Annotated in this window: 21 protein-coding genes and 2 pseudogenes; 14 read left to right on the forward strand and 9 right to left on the reverse strand. The window is 43.1% G+C overall.

Annotation, left to right across the window (positions count from 1 at the left end; all coding sequences use genetic code 11):
* The first annotated feature begins 61 nt into the window (after nucleotides 1-61).
* Nucleotides 62-418: a YibL family ribosome-associated protein gene (locus tag P7F88_RS03410; protein WP_277821940.1), complete on the forward strand. Its 357-nt coding sequence runs from the start codon at nucleotides 62-64 to the stop codon at nucleotides 416-418.
* A 73-nt stretch (nucleotides 419-491) separates the two neighbouring features.
* Here the strand turns inward: P7F88_RS03410 and P7F88_RS03415 are convergent, their stop codons facing one another.
* Together P7F88_RS03415 and P7F88_RS03420 are read right to left on the reverse strand one after the other, a co-directional pair.
* Nucleotides 492-2,159 carry an AMP-binding protein gene (locus P7F88_RS03415; RefSeq protein ID WP_277821941.1) on the reverse strand — a complete coding sequence of 556 codons (1,668 nt, stop codon included), beginning with the start codon at nucleotides 2,157-2,159 and terminating at the stop codon, nucleotides 492-494.
* A 122-nt stretch (nucleotides 2,160-2,281) separates the two neighbouring features.
* On the reverse strand, nucleotides 2,282-2,938 hold the full coding sequence (locus tag P7F88_RS03420; RefSeq protein ID WP_277821942.1) for a pyridoxamine 5'-phosphate oxidase family protein: 657 nt from the start codon (nucleotides 2,936-2,938) through the stop codon (nucleotides 2,282-2,284).
* 95 nt (nucleotides 2,939-3,033) lie between these two features.
* Here P7F88_RS03420 and pdxR point away from each other — a divergent pair, with 95 nt between their 5' ends.
* A complete protein-coding gene (pdxR, locus tag P7F88_RS03425; protein WP_277821943.1) occupies nucleotides 3,034-4,455 on the forward strand; it encodes a MocR-like pyridoxine biosynthesis transcription factor PdxR in 1,422 nt (473 codons plus the stop codon).
* A 70-nt stretch (nucleotides 4,456-4,525) separates the two neighbouring features.
* On the opposite strand, the gene P7F88_RS03430 is transcribed toward pdxR, so the two are convergent.
* Complete coding sequence (locus P7F88_RS03430) at nucleotides 4,526-5,446, reverse strand: aminoimidazole riboside kinase (protein WP_277821944.1); 921 nt, start codon at nucleotides 5,444-5,446, stop codon at nucleotides 4,526-4,528.
* A gap of 164 nt (nucleotides 5,447-5,610) precedes the next feature.
* On the opposite strand from P7F88_RS03430, the gene P7F88_RS03435 reads away from it, so the two are divergent.
* The 6 genes from P7F88_RS03435 (at nucleotide 5,611) to P7F88_RS03460 (ending at nucleotide 9,918) form a co-directional block, all read left to right on the forward strand.
* Nucleotides 5,611-6,618: a LacI family DNA-binding transcriptional regulator gene (locus tag P7F88_RS03435; protein ID WP_277821945.1), complete on the forward strand. Its 1,008-nt coding sequence runs from the start codon at nucleotides 5,611-5,613 to the stop codon at nucleotides 6,616-6,618.
* The gene (locus P7F88_RS03440) at nucleotides 6,615-7,307 is read left to right on the forward strand and encodes an aspartate/glutamate racemase family protein (RefSeq protein ID WP_277821946.1); all 693 of its coding nucleotides are present in this window, start codon (nucleotides 6,615-6,617) and stop codon (nucleotides 7,305-7,307) included. The genes P7F88_RS03435 and P7F88_RS03440 overlap by 4 nt, the downstream gene beginning before the upstream one ends.
* On the forward strand, nucleotides 7,294-7,767 hold the full coding sequence (locus P7F88_RS03445) for a GNAT family N-acetyltransferase (RefSeq protein ID WP_277821947.1): 474 nt from the start codon (nucleotides 7,294-7,296) through the stop codon (nucleotides 7,765-7,767). Before P7F88_RS03440 ends, P7F88_RS03445 begins: the two co-directional genes overlap by 14 nt.
* A 176-nt stretch (nucleotides 7,768-7,943) precedes the next feature.
* The gene (locus tag P7F88_RS03450; protein ID WP_277821948.1) at nucleotides 7,944-9,068 is read left to right on the forward strand and encodes a S1 family serine peptidase; all 1,125 of its coding nucleotides are present in this window, start codon (nucleotides 7,944-7,946) and stop codon (nucleotides 9,066-9,068) included.
* Between the two features lie 131 nt (nucleotides 9,069-9,199).
* Entirely contained in the window at nucleotides 9,200-9,571 is a 372-nt protein-coding gene (locus P7F88_RS03455; protein ID WP_277821949.1) for a hypothetical protein, read from the forward strand.
* Nucleotides 9,568-9,918: a hypothetical protein gene (locus P7F88_RS03460; protein WP_277821950.1), complete on the forward strand. Its 351-nt coding sequence runs from the start codon at nucleotides 9,568-9,570 to the stop codon at nucleotides 9,916-9,918. The genes P7F88_RS03455 and P7F88_RS03460 overlap by 4 nt, the downstream gene beginning before the upstream one ends.
* Nucleotides 9,919-9,983: 65 nt before the next feature.
* Here P7F88_RS03460 and tkt read toward each other — a convergent pair.
* Nucleotides 9,984-11,974 (reverse strand): annotated as a pseudogene (gene tkt, locus P7F88_RS03465) (transketolase).
* A 135-nt stretch (nucleotides 11,975-12,109) separates the two neighbouring features.
* Complete coding sequence (gene tal / locus P7F88_RS03470) at nucleotides 12,110-13,060, reverse strand: transaldolase (RefSeq protein WP_277821951.1); 951 nt, start codon at nucleotides 13,058-13,060, stop codon at nucleotides 12,110-12,112.
* Nucleotides 13,061-13,485: 425 nt separating this feature from the next.
* Between tal and P7F88_RS03475 the strand changes: the two are divergent.
* Nucleotides 13,486-14,465: pseudogene (locus P7F88_RS03475) on the forward strand (sugar-binding transcriptional regulator).
* Between the two features lie 15 nt (nucleotides 14,466-14,480).
* Here the strand turns inward: P7F88_RS03475 and P7F88_RS03480 are convergent.
* From P7F88_RS03480 to moeA, 3 genes are all read right to left on the reverse strand, one after another.
* Nucleotides 14,481-14,651: a hypothetical protein gene (locus P7F88_RS03480; RefSeq protein ID WP_277821952.1), complete on the reverse strand. Its 171-nt coding sequence runs from the start codon at nucleotides 14,649-14,651 to the stop codon at nucleotides 14,481-14,483.
* A 166-nt stretch (nucleotides 14,652-14,817) separates the two neighbouring features.
* Nucleotides 14,818-15,567: a molybdopterin-synthase adenylyltransferase MoeB gene (gene moeB, locus P7F88_RS03485; RefSeq protein WP_277821953.1), complete on the reverse strand. Its 750-nt coding sequence runs from the start codon at nucleotides 15,565-15,567 to the stop codon at nucleotides 14,818-14,820.
* A 13-nt stretch (nucleotides 15,568-15,580) separates the two neighbouring features.
* The gene (gene moeA, locus P7F88_RS03490) at nucleotides 15,581-16,816 is read right to left on the reverse strand and encodes a molybdopterin molybdotransferase MoeA (protein ID WP_277821954.1); all 1,236 of its coding nucleotides are present in this window, start codon (nucleotides 16,814-16,816) and stop codon (nucleotides 15,581-15,583) included.
* Between the two features lie 245 nt (nucleotides 16,817-17,061).
* Between moeA and folE the strand changes: the two genes are divergently transcribed.
* A complete protein-coding gene (gene folE, locus P7F88_RS03495; protein WP_277821955.1) occupies nucleotides 17,062-17,715 on the forward strand; it encodes a GTP cyclohydrolase I FolE in 654 nt (217 codons plus the stop codon).
* Between the two features lie 63 nt (nucleotides 17,716-17,778).
* Here folE and P7F88_RS03500 read toward each other — a convergent pair whose 3' ends face one another.
* Nucleotides 17,779-18,093 carry a DUF496 family protein gene (locus tag P7F88_RS03500; RefSeq protein WP_277821956.1) on the reverse strand — a complete coding sequence of 105 codons (315 nt, stop codon included), beginning with the start codon at nucleotides 18,091-18,093 and terminating at the stop codon, nucleotides 17,779-17,781.
* Between the two features lie 226 nt (nucleotides 18,094-18,319).
* Between P7F88_RS03500 and P7F88_RS03505 the strand changes: the two genes are divergently transcribed.
* The 4 genes from P7F88_RS03505 (at nucleotide 18,320) to P7F88_RS03520 (ending at nucleotide 21,839) form a co-directional block, all read left to right on the forward strand.
* Nucleotides 18,320-18,964 (forward strand): YceH family protein, encoded by a 645-nt coding sequence (locus P7F88_RS03505; RefSeq protein WP_277821957.1) that lies wholly within the window; start codon nucleotides 18,320-18,322, stop codon nucleotides 18,962-18,964.
* A gap of 12 nt (nucleotides 18,965-18,976) precedes the next feature.
* Nucleotides 18,977-19,270: a GIY-YIG nuclease family protein gene (locus P7F88_RS03510; protein ID WP_277824536.1), complete on the forward strand. Its 294-nt coding sequence runs from the start codon at nucleotides 18,977-18,979 to the stop codon at nucleotides 19,268-19,270.
* 152 nt (nucleotides 19,271-19,422) lie between these two features.
* Nucleotides 19,423-20,595: a conjugal transfer protein TraF gene (locus P7F88_RS03515; RefSeq protein WP_277821958.1), complete on the forward strand. Its 1,173-nt coding sequence runs from the start codon at nucleotides 19,423-19,425 to the stop codon at nucleotides 20,593-20,595.
* 152 nt (nucleotides 20,596-20,747) lie between these two features.
* Entirely contained in the window at nucleotides 20,748-21,839 is a 1,092-nt protein-coding gene (locus P7F88_RS03520; protein WP_277824538.1) for a substrate-binding domain-containing protein, read from the forward strand.
* Nucleotides 21,840-21,871 lie beyond the last annotated feature (32 nt).

Raw genomic sequence — 21,871 nt, forward strand, 5'->3', positions numbered from 1 at the left:
GTGACGTTAGTTGAGTATATGCTATACTCCGCGCCCCTTAACAAACATAGAGTTGATTGCCATGAGTATGAAAACTGATATCCAGAAGCAACAAAACCGCCTGGATAACTGTAAGCGTAAGCTTGATGCGGCGAAATCTCGTGGCGATCAGCCAATGATTTCAAAGTTTACTGATGAAATTGATCAGGTAACTAAAAAGATTAACCAACTGAAGCACAAGCAACAGTATGACCTGAACAAAGAGCGTAAAAGCTTGTTAGATATGCCTTTCTCTCGCGAAATCACTAAAGCAGAGCAGGCGGATATGGGTAAATTGAAGCGTTCAGTTAAAGGTCTGGTGGTTGTTCACCCAATGACTAAGCTAGGAAAAGAGCTTCGTCTGGATGTAATGACAGGTTTTGCTCCTAAGAAGTTTTAATAGCCTCTGTCCAGAATTAAAAAAGCCTCTGTCAGTATTCACTGGCAGAGGCTTTTTTGTATCAATTGCGCGCCTAGCTGTCGCGTAACTCTCGTCGAAGAATTTTACCTACGTTCGTTTTAGGCAGCTCATCTCTAAACTCAATGATTTTCGGGATCTTGTATCCGGTCAGATGGTTTCTGCAGTGCTTTTTAATATCATCCGGAGTAACAGGACCGCTAGTGACAACCACGAGTTTCACTCGCTCACCTGCAACGTCATCTGGTACACCAATAGCTGCTGCTTCAACCACTTTAGGGTGAAGTGTTGCTACTTCTTCTATCTCAGTAGGGAATACATTGAAGCCAGACACCAGAATCATGTCTTTCTTACGGTCTTCGATATAGAAGAAACCCTGCTCGTCCATGCGGCCAATATCGCCAGAGTTAATCCAGCCACCTTCCTGCATGACTTCTTTGGTTTCTAGTTCTTGCTGCCAGTAGCCTTTCATCACCTGAGGGCCGCGAATCTGGATTTCACCCACTTCGCCGGCGTCCAACTCATTACCTTCCGGATTGACGATCCTTAGGTCTGTCCCGGGCATTGGTACACCGATTGAAGGTACAAATGACTGTTGAGTATGAACGCCACCTGCAACAACCGGGGAGCATTCTGTTAAACCGTAACCTTCGACAATCGGCATACCCGTTATCTTCTGCCACTCTTCAGCTACATGCTTTTGGGTAGCCATACCTCCTGCAATGGTGAAGTTAGCGGTACTAAAATCCAGAGCACGGAAACCTGAGTGGTTGTTCAGTCCGTTAAACAGGGTATTCAGACCAAAGATCATTGTAAAAGGGTACTTACGCAGATCACTGACGAATCCATCTAAGTCACGAGGGTTTGTAATTAATAGGTTCGTGCCTCCAAAGAACATAATCAGCATCATGCTTACTGAGTTAGCGAAGATATGGTACAGCGGAAGTGGAGTTACCGCGTGTTCGTTCTCTAATGATGTTCTTGGCGCAAAATGGCCGTATACCTGCAGAACGTTAGCAATGATGTTGCGGTGAGTAAGCATTGCACCTTTTGCCAAACCGGTAGTGCCACCTGTGTACTGTAGGTATGCGAGATCATCGCTATTTATCACTGGTTCATTAAACGTCAGGTTTTTACCCTGTGTTAGCGCTCTTCTAAGTGAAATTGCACCAGGCAAATTATATTTTGGCACCATCTTCTTAACGTACTTAACCACAAAGTTTACCAATGTACGTTTGTGCGGGGCTAGCTCGTCGCCAATGCGAGTGAGAATAACGTGCTTAATGCTGGTCTTCCCGATCACTTGTTGGAGGTTGTTGCCAAAATTAGTCACAGCAACAATCGCCGTAGCGCCGGAATCTCGAAGCTGATGCTGGAGTTCTCTTGGTGTGTAAAGTGGGTTTACGTTTACAACGACTAAGCCAGCTTTAAGAGCACCAAGGATAGTAATTGGGTATTGCAGAAGGTTTGGCATCATTAAAGCGATGCGATCACCTTTCTTCATATGAAGCTCTTTTTGCAAATAGGCTGCAAAAGCGGTGCTTTTTTCTTCGAGCTCACGATAGCTTAACGAGTGCCCCATATTGACGAATGCCGCTTTATTAGCATTTTTTGAGAAAGACTCTCTAAATAGCTCAGATATATTTTGGTATTGATCGACATCGATAGTTTCAGGCACATCGGAAGGGTAGCTTTTTAGCCAGGGTTTATCAGTAGAGTTCATAGATTGGATTAATTGATTAAAACACCGCATTAAGATAACGGATTGACAATAAAAACAATAGTTAATTTGCTCTAATTGCCACAAGCAAACGTTTGCTTGTGGCGGCTGTTAACAATTTGGCACTATTTGAACCACCTGCCGGAGTATGCAGAGCTATAGTCGGGTGTGTTGATACCTTCGGTTAAATCTGAAACAGGTTCAAGAGGTCCAACTTGAGTTCGGTAAGGTAAAATCCCAACCCAGACATCCAGCTCAAGATCATCCTTATCATCATTGACACCGTGCTTACCTATTTTCACAGACGCTTCCGTAAGCGGCATGCCAAGTAGGACGGTAGCGGATAACTCCTTTTCATTACTCAGCCTGATATCTTCGGTACGTCCTGGTGCTATTTGTTCAATAAAGTGGTTTAACAATCGATCTTTTTTAACATTGTCGTTGATGTCTTCAAAGCTACCGAACACCACGGCAGAGCGGTAATGCGCGCTATGATGGAAGGCAGAGCGAGCCAATACCCAACCATCAAATAGCGTAAATGTTAAGCAAGTCTGGACTCCGTTTTTCAGGCTTTTCATCAGACGGCTATTCTTAGCTCCGTGTATATACACATAGTCGTCTACACGCCAGGCTAGCATCGGGATAACTACCGGTCCTGATTCTTCCATGATAGCGATATGTGCGATTAAACTTTCATCAATTATTTGATGCAGTTTCTCTGTATCGAATACGGCTTTGTGGCTACTTTTATTAATTTCTGTTCTTTTTGTTTGCGAAAGCATTGTCTCTTTTCCCTGATATCCATTTATGTGCTTTCAATATAATGAGCAACTGGTATGGTGATTAGGTCCAAAATTAATATTTACATGGTGCCAGTATGCAGCCGTTAGACAGTGGCGATTTATCCTTAGCTTATACTGTTGGGTCGAAACAGGAAGCACTGTTTCAGGCAATAAGAGATAAAATAGTTAGCGGGCTGTGGCACAAAGGAGGAAAGCTTCCTTCTTCTAGGCAGTTGGCGGAAGAACTCTCTGTGAGCCGAAATACGGTGACTCTGGTCTATGAACAGCTTGTAGCAGAAGGCTATATAGAAAGCAAAAGAGGATCTGGTTTTTATATTACTCTTGAGCTTCCAGAACATTTTATCGGTTCTGAGTCTAAGAAAGCGCATAGCAGAGGTCAGTTGAATGTAACCAGAATTAACGCGCCGTTTGCTCCCGGAGTCCCGGATTTAGAGCAGTTTCCATATGCTATCTGGCAGCGATTACTACAACGACACCTTTCTCGTACGTCTTTGTTAGGTAATCAGGATCTTCAAGGTGACCATAACCTTCGAGTTGCTTTGTCTAATTATCTGGCTGGTAGTCGGTCAGTAAAATGCTCCCCCGAACGAATTATCATTACTGCTGGTGCTCAACAGGCTCTATCAATCGCCTTAATGGTGACCACTCATGAATCGGGCTCTGTTTTAATGGAGCAACCAGGGTATGCTCAGATGACTAAAGTGATGAAATTACTGGGGTTAAATTACGTTCCTGTCAAAGTAGAAGAGCGGATAGGGTTGAATGTAGAACAAGCTATTCGAAGCGCAGCCAAAGCGTTATATATAACACCTAGTAATCAGTACCCTATGGGGACAACGCTAGATACTGAACAAAGGCTAAAGCTTATTGATTGGGCAACCAGAACACGAAGCTGGATCATCGAAGATGACTACGACAGTGAATTTCAGTTTGCTCATAGGCCTTACACCAGCTTGCAAGGGCTAGCAGGTCAAATTAGTCAGGATGACCGTGTTATCTATATCGGTTCCTTTAGTAAAGTGATGTTTAACGGATTAAGATTGGGTTATATGGTTGTGCCAGAGCCGCTGCTTCCGAAGTGCCTGGAAATAAAAGATGCGCTTTCTGGTGATTCACCAACTCATACTCAAGCAGCATTGGCGGATTTTATTAGTGAGGGATATTTGCTAAGGCATATCAGGAAGATGAGACGCCTATATAAGAGCAAGTATGAGCATATGGTGGAGTCGGTGGCGACTCATTTTGGTGATGCGGTTGAGGTGGTTAGTCAGCCAGCCGGGATGCACTTAACGCTTAAATGGGTTCAGGGCATTAATGAAGACGAGTTTGTTGAATTGGCTGAGAAAGAGGAGCTCATTGTAAGAGCTTTGGGATATTACGAATTTGGCAGTAACACAGACAGAAAATGGAATGGGGCGGTTCTTGGTTTTGGCAATATAGCGTTAGATCAAATTGATAGTAAAGTATCACAGTTGGCTAAACTGTTTTATCGGTAAACGTTTTTAATGGCTGCCAATGCTAATCGTTGAACTGGATAGGCATCAGCAGCAATAAAATAACTCTGTGTTAAGCAATATAATCCAATAAATCAGCTTGTGTTGGCAGAGCTGTCATCGCGCCTTTTTGGGTGGTTGCTAGTGCACCGCAGCCATTTGCCCATTGAACCGCAGACTTAATGTATTTTTCTGTATTCCAGTCGTTACTTTGTGCAAGCTTTGCCAGCATACCACCAACAAAAGCATCACCGGCACCTGTAGTATCAACAGGCTTAACCGCTTTACCGGCGATAAGCTCTTGTGAGTCTTCACGAACAACCAGAGCACCTTTCGCTCCTTGAGTGATCAGAACCAATGGGTTGTTGTATTTTTTGACTGCATCCAGACCTGATTCCAGTGAATCTGTTTCTGTAAGGAATAACAGCTCGTCGTCAGAGAATTTCACAACATCTGCCAGTGATACAGCTTTTAGTACAACATCTTTAATTTCAGTGTGATCGGCCCATACTTCATCACGAAGGTTTGGGTCAAAGCTAACAAATCCGCCAGCTGCTTTAATCTGCTCCATAGCAGCGAACGTGCTACTGCGGCTAGGTTCGTTTGCCAGTGCAATTGAGCAAACATGCAGCCACTCGTTGGCTTTGAACTCAGGGATATCAGATGTTTGCATAAACTGATCAGCACTTGGCTTAACCATAAAGGTAAAGCTACGTTCACCAGAGTCATCAAGATCGACAATCACAGTTGAAGTACGTTGAGCTTCGTCAAGTAACATGAATTCAGTATTCACACCTTCGCCTGATAGGGTTGATTCCATAAAACGGCCCAGAGGATCCTGACCAACGCGACCAAAGAAACCTGTATTTCCGCCAAGTCTTGATACCGCTACAGCAACATTTGCCGGAGCACCACCCGGACATTTCAGATACGTATCTGTACCTTCTGGAATCAAATCTACAACGGCATCACCGGTAACCCATACTCTGTTCATTCTGTAATTCCTGATTAGTTACGATAGTTGAAGTTTACTAAATCGGTTTAGCAATGCAATATGAAGGTAGGATATTTTATTTGGAAGGTGAAAATTTGTGATCCGCACACGCTCGTTAATTCGACAGAAATTAGATACACTCAGGCGGTAACCAGAGGTTTTTAATGAATAAAAAGAAGGTGACACTTGCTGATATTGCTCGCTACGCAGGTGTATCAAAATCTACAGTCAGTTTTGTACTGAATGGGCATGCTAAGAAACACAGAATCACTGAGGAGACAGTACAGAAAGTCAGAGATGTGGTTGAACAGCATCAATATGCGCCAAGTGTGTACGCCCGGGCTCTTAAATCGAAAAAGACTTATACGGTAGGGTTAGTCATTCCCGATCTGCTTAATATGGGATTTGCCACCATAGCTAAAGAGTTGGAAGGTCTATGCTTAGGGGCAGGCTATCAACTGTTAATCGCTTCGTCAGACGATAATGTAGAGAAAGAAAAGCGAGCGGTGCACAACCTGATCGAGCGTCAGGTTGATCTTATTATGGTTGCTTCGGCTATCACCGAAAAAGAGTTTTATTGTGAATTAAACAGTAAGTTGCCTGTCATTCTATTTGACCGAAGAATCGAAGGTTCGGAACTACCAACTGTTGTTACTGACGCGAGAAGTGCGACGCGCAAACTGGTTGGTTCGATGATTGAAGAATCTACAAGAGAATGCTTATTCTTCGGTGGCTTAATGCAGTTATCCCCGAGTATTGATCGTATATCGGGTTATAGAGATGCGTTGGAAAATTCCGTGATAGGTATTAACTCTGAGTGGGAATACCAGGAGGATTACCAGCCAGAGTCGGGATTTTGCATGATGCAGGAAAGTGTCGAGAACCTTGGGCGAATGCCCGATGCGGTATTCACCGCCTCTTACTCGATACTTGAAGGCGTGCTTCGTTATCTGTCGCAAAATGATCTTATGGATAGCGGTTTAATGTTAGGCACATTCGATAACTACTCCATTCTCGATTGCTTACCTATAGGAATAAGTTCAATAGAGCAAGATTGTGCAAGTATCTCCCAAACTCTGTTTGAGATGATGAGTGCAAAATTGAACAATCAGGTTGTTGATAGTCAGGTTACCGTTTTGCCTGCCTTGCATCATATAAGGATTAAGAAATGAAAACGATTGGACTGATTGGTGGAATGAGTTGGGAGTCTACAGCGAGCTACTATTCCGTATTAAACGAAGGCATTAAACACGAACTTGGTGGTCTGCATTCTGCAAAGATTGCACTCTATAGTGTCGACTTTGCTGAGATCGAAGAGATGCAGCACAAGGGGGAGTGGGACAAAACAGCCGCCGTATTGTCAGATGCAGCCAAAGCCGTCGAAGCTGGCGGAGCTGATTTCTTTTTAATCTGTACCAACACCATGCATAAAGTTGCGACTGAGGTTCAGTCTGCAGTAAATATTCCTCTACTGCATATTGCTGATGCGACCGCGAACAAGCTTAAGGCCGATGGAATTACAAAGGTTGGTTTGCTTGGTACTAGGTTCACCATGGAGCAGGAGTTCTATAAGTCCCGATTAGTAGAAAACTTCGGTATTGATGTGGTTATCCCGAATCAGCAGCAAAGAGATATCGTTCATGATGTTATTTACAACGAACTGTGTCTTGGCGAAATAAAAGAAAACTCTCGAAATGAGTATCTAAAAATTATTCAGGAACTACACTCACAAGGCGCGCAAGCAGTGATTCTTGGGTGTACAGAAATTGCTCTGCTTGTTCAACCAGAACATACCGATGTCGCGTTGTACGACACCACAGCAATTCATGCTCAAGCGGCTGTAAAATATGCCATTAGCTAACATTCTAATTAGAGAAGCGCGACCAGAGGATGCCGAAGCCATGGTTGCTCTTCTTCAGCCAATTATCGATGCAGGTCTTACTGCTATTGAGAGTACCTCTGTCGAAGAACAACTCGCATTTATCCAATTGTTCCCTGAGAACGGCATAATTTTAGTAGCAGTTGACGCTGAAACAGGCCGGTTGCTTGGTATGCAGGATGTTATGTTTACTGAAGATCCAGATGTTGGCGAGATTGGTACTTTTGTCGATCTTGATTTTCGCGGAAAGGGAGTAGGAAACAAGCTATTTTTTAAGATGGTAAACTATCTAAAAGGCACTGAAATTAAGTTGATTAAAGCTGTTATCCAACCTACCAACATTGGGGCACAGTCGTTCTACAGTAAGTTAGGGTTTAGCAGTTTCACTATTTTTGATCAGAAAGCAGTTTATCGATTTTATCTACCCAGCAAGTATTTATAGATTTCAAGAATATATCTCTGTTAAGTCACTCGAAAATTTGTTTCGTACAATTAGTCTGATGTGACGAATAATATATTGTTCTCGTTTGTCTCAATTCGCTATCTCACTGTTTTATCGGAATAAAACATGAGGTTCTGTTTGGGATTGTTTTGCTTTTTTCAAAGATGGGAACGAGAATGAAAACAAAATCTTCAGTAATAATATTAGCAGCGTTATTGCCTACAACGTCATGGGTTCAAGCTGCCCCTCTAACTGAAACCGTAGATTATGAACCTAGAATCATAAATGGTAGTGCAGCAGTACCTGGTGACTGGCCGTTTATTGTACCGCTGGTGTATAAAGGAGCAAATGCTTATAACGGTCAATTCTGTGGCGGCAGCCTAATCGCCAGTAAGTACGTTTTAACGGCTGCGCATTGTTTAGACGATCTGAAGGCGAGTGATATAGAGGTTATTACTAGGATTTACGATTTGAATGATGAGTCATCAGCGACTCGTTCGGCAATAAAACAAGTTTATATACACAAAAGTTATAATATTAACGGAGCTAATAACAATGATATCGCCTTGTTAGAACTCGAACAGGAGGTAGCGCAGAATACGATAGAACTTGCAACGACAAGTGTGTTAGCCACGGTTGGTGCCGGAGATGTTGTTTCTGTCGCGGGGTGGGGAAATACCTCAACTATATCTGATGACTACCCAAGTGTCTTACAATCTGTTGATCTTGCGTTTGTAGATCGTAATACGTGCAAAGCATCGCCTTATCCAAGTTATGGACATATCGACGAGAGTACCATATGTGCTGGTTTTTCATACGGTTTTCAAGATAGTTGCCAGGGAGACAGCGGCGGACCACTAGTCTTCAACGACAATGGGACTAATAAACTACTTGGTGTGGTTAGCTGGGGAATAGGCTGTGCTCAACCAAATGCCTATGGTGTGTATGCCAATGTTGCTCATTTTACTGCGAATGGCTGGATAAACGGACATACACAAATTAGTTATCCGCAAGAATTGGATCTGGGTTATATAGAGGTTGGCGGTGAGACTCTCAAAACGGTGACAATCAACAACAACCAAAACTCGGAAGCATTCAGCATTTTGTCTGTTAATCCATCTTCGGGGGTTACTCTGGTGGATAATGGATGTGCAGCTACTCTCGGAGTATCTCAATCCTGTGAACTTACTTTTGCACTTAATCCTGACACGAACAGCACATCAGAAAATGTTAGTTATATTACTGATCATTCAATAATGAACTCTTTTCAACTGATTTCTCATTTGTTTCAGTTGAACTAGCCGCCCCAGAACTTAGCAACAAAATCGCCATATCAAATGCGGATGTATACTCAAATAATAACCCTTGGAGAATAACATCAGAAGGAATACAGGCCGGACAGATCAATGATAATGAAAAATCTGTCGTTGTATTGAAAAATCTACCCGAAGGAATGCTGTCATTTGACTTCAAAGTTTCATCTGAAAACCATTACGATATTGCTACTATTGAGGTAAATGGTGATGTTGTGAATACCTATTCAGGCAACACTGATTATATTTCTCGTTCAGTTTCGTTGACTCAGAATGTAAATACCGTCGCGTTTATATATGAGAAAGATGACCGTAACAGTCAATATCACGATACCTTTTATATCCGGAACATCAGGTACTCGGCTGCATCTCCGACACCATCCCCAAGCCCAACGCCAGTGAACTCTACGTCATCAGGTGGTGCAGTTTCACTTGGTATATTTATCTTGTTACTTGTTGGTATTGGATTCAGAAAGGAATCAGGAAAATGAAGTTTAATTTAAAAACATGTCTATTGATTTTTTCGTTGTTTCTGGTTGCAGCGTGTACAGCAAACGAAGTAAATAGTTATAAAGGTGAGCCCTTAACGAAGTTTAAGGTTGTTGATGATGTAATAGTGTTTTCTGCTAAGTCTACAGGTTGTAGTAGCAATGAGGACTTTATTCTGGTTAAAGATGATGATTCTGAATCTAAGGTTTATGTGAAGCGAGCCAAGCCGGATATGTGTAGACGTTCTCCATATATCAAGAAATTTCAACTTTCACTGGATCAAGAATTAAGGGGAAAACCGCTTATTATTCTCAACCCTCATTTGGATGTGGATAGTTTCAAAAAATAAACAGACATTTATAAAAAACTAATGAGAGGCCTGCAATAGCGGCCTCTCTTAAAGCAGTACAGCTATTAAGCCAGTACTTCTTTCGCTTTCTCTACTGCGTTTTCAACAGTGAAGCCAAACATCTTGAATAGCTCACCCGCTGGTGCAGATTCACCGAAGGTTGTCATACCGATGATACGGCCGTCGAAACCAACGTACTTGTACCAGTAGTCTGCGATACCCGCTTCGATAGCAACGCGAGCCGTCACGTCAGAAGGCAGTACAGATTCACGGTACTCAGCGTCTTGCGCGTCGAATACGTCAGTTGCAGGCATAGATACTACGCGTACCTTCTTACCTTCTGCCGTTAGTACTGCTGCAGCTTCAACAGCTAACTCAACTTCAGAACCCGTTGCGATAAAGATAAGCTCTGGCTTGCCATCACAATCTTTCAGTACGTATGCACCTTTAGCAATGTTTGCTACCTGCTCTGCATCACGCTCTTGCTGTGCAAGGTTCTGACGAGAGAAGATAAGAGAAGTAGGACCATCTTTACGCTCAATCGCGTATTTCCATGCTACTGCAGATTCAACCTGGTCACATGGACGCCATGTGCTCATGTTTGGCGTTACACGCAGTGAAGCGATTTGCTCAACAGGCTGGTGCGTAGGACCATCTTCACCCAGACCTATTGAGTCGTGAGTGTAAACCTGGATGTTCTGCACCTTCATCAGTGCCGCCATACGCATTGCGTTACGCGCGTATTCCATAAACATCAGGAAGGTTGCACCGTAAGGAACAAAACCGCCGTGAAGGGCAATACCGTTCATGATAGCGGTCATACCAAATTCACGTACACCGTAGTGGATGTAGTTACCAGAGAAGTCTTCGCGAGTTAGCGACTTAGAGCCAGACCACATAGTCAGGTTTGAAGGCGCAAGATCAGCAGAGCCACCCATGAATTCTGGCAGCATTGCACCGAACGCTTCTAGTGCGTTCTGAGATGCTTTACGTGATGCGATGTTTGCTGGGTTTGCCTGAAGGTCTGCAATGATTGCCGATGCTTTCTCTTCCCACTCAGCAGGAAGTTCACCGTTTACACGACGTTTAAACTCAGCTGCAAGCTCTGGGTAAGCCGCTGCGTATGCTTCAAATTTCGCATTCCAGTCTGCTTCTTTTGCTGCGCCCGCTTCTTTTGCATCCCACGCTTCTGCGATATCAGCAGGGATTTCAAATGGACCGTGCTCCCAACCAAGGAATTCACGCGCTGCTGCGATTTCTTCATGGCCTAGTGGTGCGCCGTGACAATCGTGAGAGCCAGACTTGTTAGGAGAACCAAAACCGATGATAGTCTTAGTACAGATAAGTGTTGGACGTGGGTCTGCTTTCGCTGCGATGATAGCGGCATCGATAGCTGCTGCATCGTGGCCGTCAACGGCTGGGATTACATGCCAGCCGTACGCTTCAAAACGCTTAGGTGTGTCATCAGCAAACCAGCCTTCAACGTGACCATCGATAGAGATACCGTTGTCATCCCAGAATGCGATTAGCTTACCAAGGCCTAGAGTACCAGCCAGAGAACATGCTTCGTGAGAAACACCTTCCATCAGACAGCCGTCACCCATAAATGCATAGGTGTAGTGGTCTACGATGTCGTGACCTTCTTTGTTGAACTGCTCAGCAAGAGAACGCTCAGCCATCGCCATACCAACAGCGTTAGTAATACCCTGGCCTAGTGGACCAGTTGTTGTTTCAACACCAGGGGCGTAACCATATTCTGGGTGGCCCGGAGTTTTGGAGTGTAGCTGACGGAAGTTCTTCAGGTCATCAATAGACAGCTCGTAGCCAGTCAGGTGAAGCAGAGGTAAATCAGCATTGAGCCGTGGCCGTTTGACAGAATAAAGCGGTCGCGGTCAGCCCACTCTGGGTTTTGTGGATTGTGGTTCATGTGGCCGCGCCATAGTACTTCGGCGATATCAGCCATACCCATAGGTGCACCTGGGTGACCAGAGTTTGCTTGTTGAACACCATCCATGCTTAGTGCGCGGATTGCATTGGCAAGTTGTTTACGTTCCATAATGAAATTTTTCCGATAGGATTAAATTGAACAAATTTGTTTGGTTAAAGGTAACAGAACGAGCTTCGCTCTACAGGTTACAGGAAGATCGCCCGTAACCCGTAACCCGTAACCCGTAACCCGTAACCTAAAACCTTAAAGCTTAGCTTCGATCATGTCTTCCAGCTTGCCTTGGTCGATAGCGAAGTTGCGGATACCTTCAGCAAGCTTTTCTACAGCCATCGCGTCCTGGTTGTGTTCCCACAGGAATTCTGCCTGAGTCATCGCCGCTGGGCGCTCTTTCTTATCTGTTGCTGCTACTAGTTTGGTTTCTACTTCACCTTCAGCCGCTTCAAGGTCAGCCAGTAACTGAGGAGCGATAGTTAGGCGGTCACAACCTGCAAGTTCAAGGATCTCACCAATGTTACGGAAGCTCGCGCCCATAACAACAGTGTCATAACCGTGCTCTTTGTAGTAGTTGTAAATAGTCGTTACAGATAGCACACCTGGATCTTCAGCTGCTTCAAAATCACGACCTTCTTTCGCTTTATACCAGTCCATAATACGGCCAACGAAAGGAGAGATTAGGAATGCGCCAGCTTCAGCACATGCGCGAGCCTGAGCAAATGAGAATAGAAGAGTCAGGTTACAGTTAATGCCTTCTTTTTCCAGGATCTCCGCAGCACGAATACCTTCCCAGGTAGAAGCAAGCTTGATAAGGATGCGATCGTTCGCAATGCCTGCATCGTTGTACATTTTTACAAGCTTACGCGCTTTTTCAACACTTGCTTCAGTGTTGTAAGAAAGACGTGCATCGACCTCAGTTGAAATTCGGCCAGGAATTGTGGTCAGGATCTCTTTACCAATGTTTACCGCTAGCATGTCACAAGCGTTTTGTACTTGTGTCGCCTTGTCGCCGCTCTGAGCTTTAGCGTACTCAACAGCGTTATCGATAAGTGGGGCGTAATCTGCAATTTGAGCAGCCTTTAGAATCAGAGAAGGGTTAGTTGTAGCATCTTCTGGCTGGTACTTACGGATTGCTTCGATATCACCGGTGTCTGCCACTACGGTTGTTACTTTGCGAAGCTGGGCTAGTTTGTTGCTCATTGTGATGATCCTATTTCGTTGGGTGCTAATTCCTGCTCATTTGTTTCGTAACCAGACATTCGCTTACTAGATTTAGTGAAAGAATTTCTGCCCTAAACAAATGTAACGTGAACATATGACTCATGCTTGAGTAATTGATGCATCCAAATTAGCGTATTTAGATAGGAAGTCAATCATCAAAAGTCATTAAAGGTGACATTTATCAACTTTCTGCAAAATTTGATAAAGCCATACCAAATATAAACGTTTGCAGTGTTTTGTCTTACTTATATTTCAGACATAATAAGAGAAAATGAAGTGCGAGCATATGTGTTTACCATGATCAAATGTAATGGTGGTGAGCGGGTAATACAAATGTAATAATCGTGAGCAACTGAACAATATGCAGGGTACTTGAGTATATTAATATGGAAAAGAGCGAAATTATGAGTAATGTGCCTAGCAATATCTCGCAAGAAGACTCCGATTTACTAACTGAGATCTCAGTGGCTTATTACCAAGATGGTGCGACGCAGGAAGAGATCTCTAAGAAGTTTGCAATATCCCGGGCGAAAGTTGGGCGTATGCTAAAGCAGGCTCGTGACGAAGGTATTGTTGAAATCACCGTTAAATACCACCCGGTATTCAGTGCGAAGATCGAGCAACGTTTGATCGAGAGGTTTGGGGTAAAAAGAGCACTTATCGCTTTAGATCAGCCAAATGAAGAACTGCAAAGAAGCCAGGTGTCAGGATTGGTTTCTAATTATTTATCCAGCACCTTAAAAGACGGCATGGTGGTCACAGTTGGGCAAGGCCGGAATGTTTCTTCAGTTGCTCACTACGTTGGAGTGATCCCCCTAGAGATTGTAAGTTTGTTTGTGGTATTGGCGGAATACACCCTAGGGGAGGGATGTTTAATGCTGATCATATCTGCCGTCAGTTAGCAAAAAAATATGGCGGCACTTCAGAAACGCTATACGCGCCTGCTTATGCTGAGAACAGAGAGCAGAAAGAAGTATTTATGCAGAATACCACGGTGAAACAAACCTTAGATCTGGCGCGCAAAGCGGATATGGCTCTAGTGGGAATAGGCGATATGAGTGAAAACAGCTACATGGTTGATTTAGGCTGGTTCACTCCAGACGAGGTAGTTCAATCCCGTCTCCATCAAGGAGTTGTAGGTGACTTCGCTGGATACGACTTTTTTGATATTAAAGGTCAGACCGCTAATACGGTAATGAGCGACAGAGTTATTGGATTGAGTATCGAAGAGTTTCGACCTATTTCTGAGGTGATAGCTATCGCAGCAGAAAACAGCAAACCTTTGGCTTTACTGGGAGCTCTAAGAACAGGGGTGATCGATGTGTTGGCGACTAGCGTAAGTAACGCACTAACAGTGTTAAACCTGGATGAGCAAATGCGTTAGTACTGCTCAACTAAGTTATGCATTAACATTTTTTTGTTTCCAGACAGCAAGCTGGATCCATACCGATTCTAGCTCTGACAACTCTTCCCTCGTTAAAATTGCCACACCAGAGTCGTTTGCTTTGGTGTAGGCATCACCTAACTTTGAGTAAAAATCTTTTTTTAACTGAGAAACTACGGCATCCATCTTTAGTACTCAATAAATGATTGAATTCACGAATACAGTTAGGATGCCACCCATGAAAGATCAATCAAACTCTTAGCGAAAATACATGGCATGGATCACATAAATAATTCTAAAGTGTATCAACTTTAAGAAAGTAGCTCAGTTAAATTGATTGTTAGTATAAATATTAACCACCACAAATCACGCAGGAGCTATTTTTCATTAGATTCATCTCCCGCCAACTCATCGTCATAGCGTCAAGAATTAGAAGCTTTCCAGATACCGTTGTTCCTAGATCTGAAATGATCTTTATTGCTTCCATAGCCTGGGTCGCGCCTACGATACCTACAACGGGCGCCATTATGCCTGCTTCTACACAAGTTAGCGCATTTGAACCAAATAGAGCACTTAAGCACTCATAGCACGGTTCATCATCTTTATAGGTAAAGACGCTAATTTGCCCCTCCATTCGAATAGCTGCGCCTGATACTAGAGGCGTTTTAGTCGAATAGCATAGTTTGTTCAGTTGGTTTCTTGTATCCACATTATCAGTAGCATCCAAAACAACGGTATGTTTAGCGATTAACTGGGCAAGTTCGTCGTCGTTCAACCTTTTGTCTATGGTGTTGATAGTAATGTTTGGATTGAGATTTCTAAGAGATAGAGCTGCAGACTCCACTTTTTTCATGCCAATGGTTGAATCTGAATGGAGCACTTGTCTTTGAAGGTTGGACAGTTCAACAATATCAAAGTCTACAAGAGTGATTGTTCCAACTCCGGCTGTTGCGAGATATTGGCTGGAAGCGCAACCAAGTCCACCTGCACCAATTATTAGAACTGATCCTTGTTTGAGGGCCTCCTGGCCCTCAAAGTCGAACTCTTTAAGTATGATCTGCCTGTTGTATCTCAGCATCTCTTTATCAGAGAGAATATCCACGTTTATACCTCGTTTAATAAAGAGTGGATTTAAATAGTTCGATTTGAACGGTTTCGCCCACTTCAACGCGGCCACGATCTTGTTCCAGTACCACGAAGCAGTTTGCCAGACTCATTGAGCGGAATGCGCCAGAACTCTGGTTGCCTGTTGTTTCAACAACCAGTTGGCCGTTCTCTACGGAAAAAACTCCGCGCTGATAGTCTGTTCGGCCGGTTTTTTTCTTGAATGCCGATTTGGTAATCGCTGGCAGTGATACTGGTGCCGTCCACTCAGTTTCACCAGATAATTTCGCTAGTAGTGGTTGGACAAATACATAGTTAGTAATGGCAGCCGAAACAGGGTTGCCCGGTAGACCGCAGAAAATTGCGTCTTCAAGCTTACCAAAAGCAAAAGGTTTACCAGGCTTAATGGCTATTTTCCAAAAACCTATTTCGCCTATCTCTTCTAATATATCTTTAGTGTAATCGGCTTCACCTACACTCACGCCACCAGAAGTGATCACAACATCGGCTAGGTCCTGTGCATTTAAGAAGGTTTCCTTTAGTTTTTCTGGTATATCAGGAATAACGCCAAGATCGATGCCTTCGCAACCAAACTTCTCAACAAGTACTTTTAACCCATATCGATTGCTGTCATAGATTTGTCCTTCTTCAAGTGATTCGCCAAGCTTTCTTAGCTCATCACCTGTCGAGAAAAATGCGACTTTAGGTTTTTCAAACACTGATACGTGACTGACGCCCAAAGAGGCAATCATAGGAATATCACGAGGAGTCAACCGGCTACCTTTTTTGAGTACCAAATCACCTTTGCTGATATCATCACCAGTTGGACGGATATTGTTGCCAGGCTTAACATCTGTTTTATTGAACTGAATACCTTCATCAGTCACGGTTGTGTCTTCTTGCATGATGACAGCGTCACATTGATCTGGAATTTTAGCACCAGTCATTATTCTGATGCATGTTCCTTCAGGCCATTCTCCATCAAAAGGTTGACCTGCGAAAGATTTACCCGCTAGCGGTAATACGTTGTTTCTAGCCAAATCACTGCGACGAACCGCATAGCCATCCATCGCGGAGTTATCAAAAGGAGGGACAAATAGCGGAGACAAAATGTCTTCTGCTAACACGTATCCAGTTGCGTGTTCTAACGGGGTTGATTTAGAAGTTAGTTTTGGCTCAACGCTTGAAAGCATCTTTTCCAATGCATCTTTTATTGGCATCAATCCTGGAGTATCACAGCAACCCATAGTTCTTCCTTTCGTTCAAATCGTTATTTTGATCATAGATAAATCGGGGTAAAGAACAATAACACACATTTATGGGGGACCGTATGTTGTATGATTCACAGATCCAGACGACCGGTTATAAATCCACCGGGAGATGCAATAAAAAGGTCAATTGCTACCGGAAATAGATGTATTTCTCATAGAATGCGAGTATTCTTGTCAGCCGCTCTGAGCGAATACGAAAAAAGCAACAAGGGGAATTATTGATGTCGGAAATTAGCGAATCAGCGAAGTTGGTTAAAGATGCGCTAGAAACATGTGGCCTTGAAACGCCAATGAGTCCTAACGACATTAGCCGTGAAGATAAAAAACTCAAAATAGAACACCACATGCGAGAGGTGTTAAAACTGCTTGAGTTGGACCTAACAGACGACAGTCTGGAAGAAACACCAGGGCGTATAGCAAAAATGTATGTCGATGAAGTGTTTTCCGGTCTAGATTACAAGAACTTCCCTAAGATCACGGTTATCGAAAATAAGATGAATGTGAGTGAGATGGTTCGCGTTAAAGATATCACCGTAACAAGTACGTGTGAGCACCATCTTGTGACAATCGATGGCAAAGCAGCAGTTGCCTATATTCCGAGAGGAAAAATTATCGGTCTGTCGAAGATCAATCGTATCGTGCGCTTTTTTGCTCAGAGACCGCAGGTTCAGGAAAGGATGACACAGCAAATTTTGGTAGCGTTGCAGGCTCTATTAGAGTCAGATGATGTTGCGGTGACCATTGACGCTACTCATTATTGTGTGAAATCACGTGGTGTCATGGATGCAACCAGTGAAACGACAACAACAGCCTTAGGTGGGATTTTTAAATCGAATCCTGCTACCAGACATGAGTTTTTGCACGGTCTTAGATAACGTATTCCTTGATAAGAAAGAGCCCCGCTAAAATGCGGGGCTCTTATTTAGAAACGGCTCAAATTACTTTTTACCTTGAGCTTGCTTATCTTCTTCCGTTAGTTCGCGAATGCGACGGCTAATGTCACGGCGAGCTTTAGAAATCTCAGCACTCTTGATGATGTGATCATCAACACGATCTTCGTAATCGGCTTTCATGTTTTTGATGATAAGTACGATTTCGTCATGAGACATTTCAGGCTTGATATAGTCAAGCAGGTTTTCCAGAAGTTCAACACGCTTAGTGTTGTCACGAACCTTCTTATCATTGTCTTGTAGTTCACGCTTAAGTTTGTTTTTACGGCGTGCCTGATTAACGATTTCAAATACGTTTTTCATTTTACTTTCCTAATTCAATAGCTCTACTTTGATTAAAGCACATCACTTGTTGGGAATACAGCATAAAGATCAATTGCTTCTCGGTGTCGCTACATTTTTAACCAGATAAATCAAATTGCTCTTTTTCAGCGTGTGTTGCAAAAGGAGTGTGAGACACTCAAATGACATTAAAGTGATAAGGTTTATAATTATTTATAATTACTCAAAAAATAAAAAGGAAAAGAGTATGAATATTGAACTAACAGCGGTTGAAGCACGTGTCATCGGTTGCCTGATGGAAAAAGAAGTAACAACCCCCGACCAGTACCCATTAACTCTGAACGCGTTGACCAACGCATCCAACCAAAAGAGTAACCGCGAACCAGTTATGGCACTTTCTGAGGCGGAGGTGCTGGATTCTGTAGAAGCACTCATTCAACGTCGTTTGCTCAGTGATGAAAGTAGCTTTAATAGCCGGGTATCGAAATATCAGCATCGTTTCTGTAATACCGAGTTTGGTGATTTAAAATTTACTCAACAGGAAAAGGGCATCGTTTGTTGCATGTTACTGCGAGGCGCTCAGACTCCCGGTGAGCTTAGAACAAGAACAAATCGACTATGTCAGTTCTCTGATGTGAAAGAAGTTGAAGCTGTGCTTGATAAGTTGGCCGAAGATGGTTTTGTCGTGAAACTGCCACGCGAAGCTGGTAAACGAGAAAGTCGTTATATGCATCTGTTTTGCGGTGAAGTTGATGTTGAACAGGTGGCTTCCGTTCCTTTAAGTCCAGCCAGCCAGCAAGGCAATGAACGTATTGAACAGCTAGAAATGGAAGTGGCCGAGCTAAAAGCTCAGTTGGCGGAGATAAAAAGCATTGTTGATCAATTAGTTTAATTAATGGCTCAAATGACAAGTGAAAGTCCAGTTTGGTGGGTATACCTCATAAGGACAAATTATGGTGCTCTTTATTGTGGTATCACAACCAATTTAGAGCGCCGATTTGCTATGCACCAGAAAGGCACTGGCGCGAAGGCCCTAAGAGGGAAGGGGCCTTTAAAAATGGTATGGTGGGAGCATGCCGGTTCAAAGAGTGATGCACTAAAACGTGAGATAAGCATTAAAAAATTAAACAAGTCTGAAAAAGAAGTTATGGTCTCACAGTTTGAACTCGAAACTAAGGATGTTGAAAATTACATTTAAAGCTCGAATTTGGTCACATAAATATTCATTTCAATAATATTGATATGGAAAATGTGCGGCCTCTGTAGTATTTGTTAGGTGAATAACATAATAAGTGCACTAAACTGTTTGTTAAAGAGCAGAGCATATAACAAATACCATCAGAGGTTGTCATGATTCAAAAACGAAAAATTGCAGTGGCTATGGGCTTGGCCATGTGTTCTACATTGGCTGTGTCCGCAACAAAAGTAGCAGATGGTCGCGGTAACGGTATGGGTAACACGGGTGTTGCTTCCTCCGACTATCTGGTAGCTCCTTTCTATAACCCAGCAATGGGTGCTTTTTATCGAGACAGCGATGATGTAGGTATCCTGCTCCCCGCTATTGGCGCAAATTTAAGAGATTCTGATGAGTCTGTTGATACCATTGACGATTTTCAAGATACCTATAAAGGGTTTGATGAATCTACGGCAAGTGTTTCAACGTTGGATAAGCTAAATGGCTATCTGGATGATTTACAGAATAATAAGCCGTTAACCGCCACCGGTGGTGCTGGTATTGCTGTTGCTATCCCTTCCGATACTGTATCAACCAACATTTTCGCACGAGGTTTTGTTGAGATCATTGGTGTTACTACGGGCGTTGCGGATTTAAGTGTTGGTTCAAGTCCTACTCGTCAGGAATATGCAGAGGCGACAAAAACACGTGTAGAGGCTTCAAATGTAGAGCTTGTTGCCTTTGGTTACAGTGAGTTTGGTGTGTCCTTTTCAAAGTTGCTTGAGGCTAAGGGACAAACGTTTAGCCTGGGTGTCTCTCCTAAGTATCAGGAACTGAAAACGTATTACCAAAATGTAAACGTTAATGATTTTGATCTGGATGATTATGACGAAAGTGAAATCTCTGATACTGCATTTAATCTGGATCTTGGTGCGGTTTGGTATAAGGATGCCTGGAAAGTAGGTTTCGCCCTCAAAGATATCTTTAAGCAGGAAATTTCTACTCAGTTTAATAACTATACCTATGAGCTAAAACCACAGGCAACGGTTGCTGCCGCTTATACCACTCGGTTCTTTACAGCAGCGATTGATGCAGATTTGACCAAGCAGACTCGTTATACAAATGTGGATGACGACACTCAGTTTATTCGTTTTGGTATTGAAGGTAACGCGTGGGATTGGTTGCAACTTAGAGCTGGTTACGAGATAGATACTCAAGATACACTAGATGAGTCTGTGACGGCTGGTATTGGTATTAGCCCTTTCGATGTGTTGAATATCGATGTCGCGGGATCTTACGCGGGTGATAACCAGTTTGGTGGCTCCGCCAACCTTGCCTTCACATTCTGATAAATCGACTGCCTCTGGAATAAGCCGCTTCATTATATGAGGCGGCTTTTTAGTTAGACTGTGTTGAAAAAATAGTGCTAAATCCCAAAGCGTCCTTTATATTTAAGGCATTATGAATATAAATCTCCAATGCATGTGGAGGTAAAGTGAACCTGACGAAAAAAGTATTAGTAGCTGTTACCATTCTATGCTCATCCTTGAGTGTCAATGCTAAACAAATAAGTAGTTACTGGAGTTATCAGTCTTATCTGGAAGAGTTTCCACACCAGGAGTTGCTTACTCAGGCTTTTGATGAAGTTGTTCGTAGTGAGTCAGTGCCAATTTCAACGGCGAATGACGATTCCGTTACTATCTCGGTGGTATACCCCGGTGAACAGGTTTCAGATTATTGGCGCAGAAATATAAAAGCGTTTGAGCTTAGGTTAAAAGAACTAAACATAAATTATGAGTTAGTACAGGTTTTCACGCGACCAAACGCGGATACAAGACAACAAAGTATCTCGTTAAACAATGCACTAAATAATAATACTGACTACCTGATTTTTACTTTAGATACCAGCAGGCATAAAAAGTTTATTGAACATGTTTTGCATACATCGAAGACCAAGCTAATTCTCCAGAACATCACCACTCCGGTGAAAGGGTGGAAAGATAAACAGCCATTTTTCTATGTGGGCTTTGATCATGAAACGGGAACGCTGGCACTAGCTGAGTATTTTAAATCGGTACTACCGCAATCCTCAGAATATTCAGTATTGTACTTTTCTCAGGGCTATATCAGTGATCTCAGAGGAGACACTTTTATCAACGAAATGAGTTCTAAAGGAGGTTATACGCTTAATTCTTCTTTTTATACCAAAGCGACAAAGTTTAGCGGGTATACCACGACTAAGCTAATGCTGGAGAAAGATCCTGGGATTAAACTGCTGTACGCTTGCTCTACTGACGTTGCATTAGGTGCAGCAGACGCGCTTAAGGAGTTGGGCCGAACAGATATTAAAATTAATGGATGGGGTGGTGGTTCTGCAGAGCTAAAGGCGATAGAAAAAGGAGAATTGAATGTAACCGTTATGCGTATGAACGATGATACTGGAGTGGCTATGGCTGAAGCTATTAAATGGGACCTGGAAGGTAAAGCCACGCCAACCGTGTACTCAGGCAGTTTTGAGCTAGTGACGAGTGAAGATAGCCAGGACAAAGTTGAACGTTTAAAACAATACGCATTCAGGTATTCGGACAGATAATGATATTCGGGAATAAAAACTCCAGGTCAACG

The sequence above is a fragment of the Vibrio hannami genome (genome assembly GCF_029589055.1).
GTDB classification, from domain to species: domain Bacteria; phylum Pseudomonadota; class Gammaproteobacteria; order Enterobacterales; family Vibrionaceae; genus Vibrio; species Vibrio hannami.

Coding starts and splice junctions, on each gene's coding strand:
- P7F88_RS03410 (WP_277821940.1), top strand. CDS start 62: ATGAGTATGAAAACTGATATCCAGAAGCAACAAAACCGCCTGGATAAC.
- P7F88_RS03415 (WP_277821941.1), bottom strand. CDS start 2,159: ATGAACTCTACTGATAAACCCTGGCTAAAAAGCTACCCTTCCGATGTG.
- P7F88_RS03420 (WP_277821942.1), bottom strand. CDS start 2,938: ATGCTTTCGCAAACAAAAAGAACAGAAATTAATAAAAGTAGCCACAAA.
- pdxR (WP_277821943.1), top strand. CDS start 3,034: ATGCAGCCGTTAGACAGTGGCGATTTATCCTTAGCTTATACTGTTGGG.
- P7F88_RS03430 (WP_277821944.1), bottom strand. CDS start 5,446: ATGAACAGAGTATGGGTTACCGGTGATGCCGTTGTAGATTTGATTCCA.
- P7F88_RS03435 (WP_277821945.1), top strand. CDS start 5,611: ATGAATAAAAAGAAGGTGACACTTGCTGATATTGCTCGCTACGCAGGT.
- P7F88_RS03440 (WP_277821946.1), top strand. CDS start 6,615: ATGAAAACGATTGGACTGATTGGTGGAATGAGTTGGGAGTCTACAGCG.
- P7F88_RS03445 (WP_277821947.1), top strand. CDS start 7,294: ATGCCATTAGCTAACATTCTAATTAGAGAAGCGCGACCAGAGGATGCC.
- P7F88_RS03450 (WP_277821948.1), top strand. CDS start 7,944: ATGAAAACAAAATCTTCAGTAATAATATTAGCAGCGTTATTGCCTACA.
- P7F88_RS03460 (WP_277821950.1), top strand. CDS start 9,568: ATGAAGTTTAATTTAAAAACATGTCTATTGATTTTTTCGTTGTTTCTG.
- tal (WP_277821951.1), bottom strand. CDS start 13,060: ATGAGCAACAAACTAGCCCAGCTTCGCAAAGTAACAACCGTAGTGGCA.
- P7F88_RS03480 (WP_277821952.1), bottom strand. CDS start 14,651: ATGGATGCCGTAGTTTCTCAGTTAAAAAAAGATTTTTACTCAAAGTTA.
- moeA (WP_277821954.1), bottom strand. CDS start 16,816: ATGGGTTGCTGTGATACTCCAGGATTGATGCCAATAAAAGATGCATTG.
- folE (WP_277821955.1), top strand. CDS start 17,062: ATGTCGGAAATTAGCGAATCAGCGAAGTTGGTTAAAGATGCGCTAGAA.
- P7F88_RS03500 (WP_277821956.1), bottom strand. CDS start 18,093: ATGAAAAACGTATTTGAAATCGTTAATCAGGCACGCCGTAAAAACAAA.
- P7F88_RS03505 (WP_277821957.1), top strand. CDS start 18,320: ATGAATATTGAACTAACAGCGGTTGAAGCACGTGTCATCGGTTGCCTG.
- P7F88_RS03510 (WP_277824536.1), top strand. CDS start 18,977: ATGACAAGTGAAAGTCCAGTTTGGTGGGTATACCTCATAAGGACAAAT.
- P7F88_RS03515 (WP_277821958.1), top strand. CDS start 19,423: ATGATTCAAAAACGAAAAATTGCAGTGGCTATGGGCTTGGCCATGTGT.